General features: G+C 34.4%; 7 protein-coding genes. 4 read left to right on the forward strand and 3 right to left on the reverse strand.

The window, feature by feature from the left end:
• Positions 1-162, forward strand: a 162-nt coding sequence (locus tag HCUR_RS03315) for a transposase (RefSeq protein WP_165780702.1), incomplete at its 5' end; no start/stop codon positions are given.
• 621 nt (positions 163-783) lie between these two features.
• On the opposite strand, the gene rpsD is transcribed toward HCUR_RS03315, so the two are convergent.
• The 3 genes from rpsD to HCUR_RS03330 all read right to left on the reverse strand — a co-directional run bounded on the left by rpsD (position 784) and on the right by HCUR_RS03330 (position 3,237).
• A complete protein-coding gene (rpsD, locus tag HCUR_RS03325; protein WP_104206735.1) occupies positions 784-1,395 on the reverse strand; it encodes a 30S ribosomal protein S4 in 612 nt (203 codons plus the stop codon).
• Positions 1,396-1,968: 573 nt separating this feature from the next.
• On the reverse strand, positions 1,969-2,142 hold the full coding sequence (locus HCUR_RS08465; protein WP_165780703.1) for a hypothetical protein: 174 nt from the start codon (positions 2,140-2,142) through the stop codon (positions 1,969-1,971).
• Positions 2,143-2,298: 156 nt separating this feature from the next.
• A complete protein-coding gene (locus HCUR_RS03330; RefSeq protein WP_165780704.1) occupies positions 2,299-3,237 on the reverse strand; it encodes a hypothetical protein in 939 nt (312 codons plus the stop codon).
• 430 nt (positions 3,238-3,667) lie between these two features.
• Between HCUR_RS03330 and HCUR_RS09110 the strand changes: the two genes are divergently transcribed.
• From HCUR_RS09110 to HCUR_RS09115, 3 genes are all read left to right on the forward strand, one after another.
• Positions 3,668-3,868, forward strand: a complete 201-nt coding sequence (locus tag HCUR_RS09110; RefSeq protein WP_129591882.1) for a hypothetical protein — start codon at positions 3,668-3,670, stop codon at positions 3,866-3,868.
• Positions 3,869-4,073: 205 nt separating this feature from the next.
• Positions 4,074-4,922 (forward strand): class I SAM-dependent methyltransferase, encoded by an 849-nt coding sequence (locus HCUR_RS03340; RefSeq protein ID WP_207760899.1) that lies wholly within the window; start codon positions 4,074-4,076, stop codon positions 4,920-4,922.
• Positions 4,923-4,961: 39 nt separating this feature from the next.
• Entirely contained in the window at positions 4,962-5,120 is a 159-nt protein-coding gene (locus tag HCUR_RS09115; RefSeq protein WP_207760900.1) for a hypothetical protein, read from the forward strand.
• Positions 5,121-5,625: the final 505 nt, after the last annotated feature.

Below are 5,625 nucleotides of genomic sequence, written 5' to 3' on the forward strand. Positions count from 1 at the left end.
AAGGTTCAACGGAGACGATGGGTTGTAGAACGAACATTTGGATGGCTTGGTAGAAATAGAAGGCTATCAAAAGAATACGACTTGCTTTGTTCTTCTACAGAGAATAACATTTACATGTCACTTAACAGACTACTCTTGCGCAGATTCTTTCCTCCTAATTAATTTGCGGATAAGCTCTTATAGTAATTTAGCTTGAAAGCGGGATTTTAAAGAATGGAAGTAAGGCCTTATATAATGCAATACATTGAACAATGTTACGGTTAGTATATCGTTTTATAGTAGCCCAAAATTTTTTAATGGGGTTCAAATGGAGCAGCAATGAGACATGATCCAAAATCACTTCTTGTTTGAGTTTTAGCTTTTTGATTAAACACTGTTTTACCCAATAATTAAAAAAATTTATATTATAAGACGCGTTAAGAACTATGGGTTCTATAGATTGGTTGTTCACTAATTGATTTAGCTAGACTATGGGTTTTTTTTGAATATGCGCGAGTCTTTTTAGCAACCAGTTTCTCAGTTTTTTTATCCTATCTTTTCTTTCTAAAAATTTTTATATTAACACCAAACAAGACTTTTAAGCGCTCTTGATTGATCTGTATTTTCAAACGTAATGAATCAGTGATATTAGACTATCTGTGCAAGACTTGTCTTATACCTCTTTCTTCAATGGGATTTTATTACATTCTTTATAAAATCACAATCTGGAACCGTATATTCAGGAGGTTTTGAACAAAAAAGTATACTCACTCTTTATTCAAAAACAATCCAAGTGTCTATTCCTTAGCGAGCATAAAATTCGATGACTGAACTCACTTGATGATCAAACGGATAAGGAATTTGCGTAGGATCAGGTGAATAAGATAATACAGCAGAAAAATTATCGTCTTCTATTTTAAAATATTCCGGAACGCGGCGACCAGAGCTTTGTCCTCTTTGTACTACAGGGTTACCATGCATAGAAGATTTTAAAGATACTACATCTCCCACTTTAACACGATAAGATGAAACATTAACTCTATTTCCATTCACGAATATGTGTCCATGACTCACAAGCTGGCACGCAGAAAATATTGTAGGAGCGAATTTTAAACGATAAACACAGGTCCCTAAACGTTGCTCCAAAAACTGCAAAAAGACAGAGCCTGTATCTTTCTTTGTAGATACGGCTTGGAGATAGGTACGATAAAACTGCTTTTCTGAGATAGAGCCATAGTGCTTCTTTAGACGTTGCTTTACCTTCATTTGTTGGCCATATACTGTGCTTTTCCCTGAAACTCTGGCACCGTGTTGTCCTGCAGGATACGTACGCACAGAAGCGGGTGATCGAATTCCCTCCCAAAAAATACCGTAACGTCTTTCTGCTTTGTGCTTAGAACGAATAATTTTTGTCACGTGTCACCTACAAGTAATTAATTTTCTATATTCTACCTTTATTCAGCATAGGGTGTCAAGGTCTTTAGAAAATTCATGATACTTCAAGAAAATATAATATTAAAAAGAGTGAATATTTTTAAAAGATTAAAAAAAAATAAAAATTATAATATATCATAGTTTTATTCTACGCAAGAACACGGTTTTTATAGAATTTTTTGTAAGATTTTTTCAGATATCTAACAAAAAAAGGGTAAAAATCTGCCCCCTTAATCGATCATAAAGGTGCATTTTTTTTATCGATTTTTTGAAGAATTCCTAGTTTCTAGGGATAATTTTATATTAATTATATGCGTCTATCAAGGCAATAAATGATGAAACAAGGGATTCGAGTTCCTCCAAAATATCATACGCTTTATTTTTTAGAGTATTGTCGTTGAAGGAGTGCTAGCTCTGAGAAATATGGCGGAAGACGTATTATTGTTTATATTGTTTGGTATCCCTAGTTGGCTATACCAGCCTGCATTATCCATACCAAAAATTATTTATTTTGAGAAACACCCTCGCTTGCAATAGTTCCTATTTTTGCTCTCGTCAAGAAACTGGCAGGAAAGGCCATCTTCCATACTCATTGTCCCATCCTTTTTGGAGCTGTCTTTGAGAAGGAAAGACTACCACCGAGTTCCTCACCACCAACAGCATACTTTCTACAAAGCGGCTATTGTCTCCCAAAATTTTCCTAAAAAATCGAGCTTGATTTGTTCTCATTGGTCTTTTTTAAGATGACGGGAATACATCATAAAATTTCCTCTATTTTTATCAGCCTCGGTTTTTAATTTAATGGTCCACAGATGTTAACCCCTGTACTAGAGTACTGTAATTTTTTCGTACTCAGAAAACTTTTTGAGTCATTTTTCTAAAATACTACCTCCAGTAACTTTCCCAAGAAGGAGCTTGTTCTATCTGGATATTTTTTGGTTCAGAATTCGTATTTTCTTTAGTTTCTGTCATGTCTTTAAGACGCTGCTCCTCTTGAGCTCTTATCTTGGAGCCAAACTTTGTCATTGTTTCTGGGGATAATTTTGATTGGTTTTCTTCTAAACGCTTTATTTTATTTCTGAGTTCATGTCCCAGGGATGCTTTAAGCGTTTTCATGTTTGGATCTTGAGCACTTAAAGAAAAACCTTCTTGAGATTCAAGTAATGAAGATCCCTCTAAAGGCGTAAGGGCCTTGTTTAACGACTTGACTTGGGTTTCATGATATAATGTACTTAATTTCTCTATAAAAGCATCAAATATTTTGTCTTTAATATGGGTTAAAATAGTCGCTCTAGCATGAAGATATTGACCTGTAACATTTTCCAGCTCATTGTGCTTATGCTCCGCGGCATTCCCTTTAAGTTTTTCTATGGCTTCGGTTAATGCTTCAATCACTTTACTTTGTTCCAATACAGTCTTCGTGAATTTAATCATGGTGTCTTTTAAAGCAAAACGATTCTTTTTCAAAGACTTCAATCTTGAGTATTCTTTTACTATTGTATGGTAGAGCGCGTCAAAATTTTTTTTATTCAAGGTTAGAAATTGCTTTGCTTTGCTTTGAGCCCAGGTTTCATACTCATTAATCTTATTCTGTAATATTTTTTCCAGTCTTTTTCGATCTTTGATAGAAGTTTCGTTAATTTTCAACTTTTTTTCTAATTCCGAAACAAGAGTTTTGACCCATTGTTTTGTTTGTTCTAGTTCTTGTTGTTGATTGTGGTTACTCAATATTTCACGCTCTTGAGACGCCGCATTGAGATAATCATTAAAGTCTTGAGTGCGCAATCTTACTTCTTCTGTATCTCCGTAAGATGGTCTAATCACAAGAAAAAAACCTAGAAAAAGACTTGAATATTTCATTTTTATTTTCATATTTATATTTTTAAATATACTGACATACAATAAGAATACAAAAAAAAGATAAAGAATTAAATAAAATATATCAACGTGTATTGTGTCTAAAAGTTCAATGATGTTCTTCAAAAGAATGGAAAAAAATATGGAATAATTTAATATGAACGTGAGTCCCCCAAAGTATTAAAAAATTAAGTGTACGTAAATTAAAGGATCTACTAAATATTTCAATTCCATAAACAGAAAAATACTGTGTAAGATCTGTAAAAATATAGTAAATAAAATAAAAGGTATAAGAGTTCAAGACAAGAATTATAAAAAAATAGAAATCATGCCCCTAGAAAAATGAGTATAGGTAGACTATGGAAGGATAATTTTTTTCCCAGTCGTTAGTTGGATTGTGCAAAAAAATATTATGCCGTTAGTCTTTGAAGAAATACGGCATTCTGCTTTAGTTGAAGCGTATATAAAAAATGTCTTCATTAAAGCAATAAAAAAAGAAAAAGTAGTGATGATAGATTCTATTAGTTTTCATAAAATAGCATTAAGTAGAGATACTAATAAGAGCAGGCAGTTTATCTTTGTCTATCTTGTCTTCTGATTTACACTTTATAAACCATTCTTGGGTTAGGATAAGAAGTTATATTCAGAAAATTTCTGTAAATTTTACTGGATTTTTTCAGGCCGTAGCTTTTACATAGTCAATATTTTAATGAATTACGCCGTACCTGTTTTTATTTTGAATCTAGGGATTGATTTAAAAGTTGTTCTCACAAAAAAATCGTTTATAATTTAAGTTGAATAGCTTGACAACAGTAAAAGCAATGACTAAAAATTATGACCTTAAAACGGTCAAAGGGTTTGGTGAAGAGTGGGCACGTTTTGATCAATCAAAACTTAGTGATATGGAACGTTCTAATATTTTTAATCAATACTTTAGTATTTTTCCTTGGGAAAAGCTTCCGAAAAATGCTGTTGGATTTGATCTTGGGTGTGGGAGTGGTCGGTGGGCTCCACTTGTAGCACCTCGCGTTACAGAACTTCACTGTATTGATCCTTCTGAAAAAGCCCTTGAAGTTGCACGAAAAGCTCTTATTTCGTTCCCAAATGTGTACCTTCACTTAACAAGCGTTGATGCTATTCCCCTGTCTGACGGGTCTATGGATTTTGGATATAGCCTTGGAGTCCTGCACCATGTTCCTAATACCTTCAAAGGGATATGTTCCTGTTCAGCCAAGCTCAAACCTGGCGCACCGTTTTTGCTTTATCTATATTATGCACTGGACAATAGGCCGCTTTGGTTTCGAGCCATTTTTTTTCTTACTCAGGGTGTACGTCGGACTATATCAAAACTCCCCCAAGGGCCTAAAAATTTTCTATGTCAAGTAATTGCAGCGTGTTTGTATTATCCTTTGGCTAAATGCTCAAAAATACTTGAAAAAATTGGAATAAGTGTAAGAAATTTTCCTTTGTCGTTTTATAGAGATAAAAGTTTTTTCGTAATGCAAACAGATGCTTTGGATCGATTTGGTACACGTCTCGAGCAACGATTTACTCAAGGGGAAATCCAAAACATGATGAAAGCTGCAGGATTTACAGATATAAAATTTAGCAATCGTGAACCCTATTGGGTAGCTGTTGGAATTAAGCAATAAAAATAACGCTTGGGATGTATCCCAGTTAGGGTAGGGAACATGCCTAAGCTATTCTACGCTATGAAATCTCGTGGTGTTGTAATGACATTGGAGTTTAATTGGAAAAACGATCAAGCATCTTATCGGGATTTTTTTTGCGGTGGATGGTCTAATGTTTACGGTACTTATCACAAAATTTTTTATTACTTTTTTGTTTAAATCCTAGTGTTTTGCATCCTATAGACCTCTTTAAGCACAGGTCTAGAACGCAGAAAGATCAGCCATTAGGCGTACCATATTTATTCTAGTCCAAAAATTTTCTTTACTACGTAGTTCACGTTTCAAGAAAAAGAGCTAAGCCTCCCCAAATGTTTGTATAAGATTGAAAGTGTTTGTTAGGGCCTACACATAAAAATAAACCAAGGGACATAAAAAAAGAGTTGAGATAAATTGTGAATCATGTAAGAAACACGCAGTACTTACGGTGCAAGCCGTGAAGGTCCAGGATCTTTACCCAATGAACAGCGGCTCAGGGATACAATATTTTGATTTCACTCATAACTTCACCCCAGTCATGAGCCTAATCAGCGCTTATGGGATGCCTTGTTCCTAACTCAATGTAAACTATGTTTTATCCAAATTTTCGAGCTTTGGCACAGCAGCCAGTGACGTCATCAGTATTGAGGGTAACACCATTGGCAACAGCGACACAGATAACGCCTTC

The sequence above is a fragment of the Holospora curviuscula genome (assembly GCF_002930195.1).
GTDB classification, from domain to species: Bacteria; Pseudomonadota; Alphaproteobacteria; order Holosporales; family Holosporaceae; genus Holospora; species Holospora curviuscula.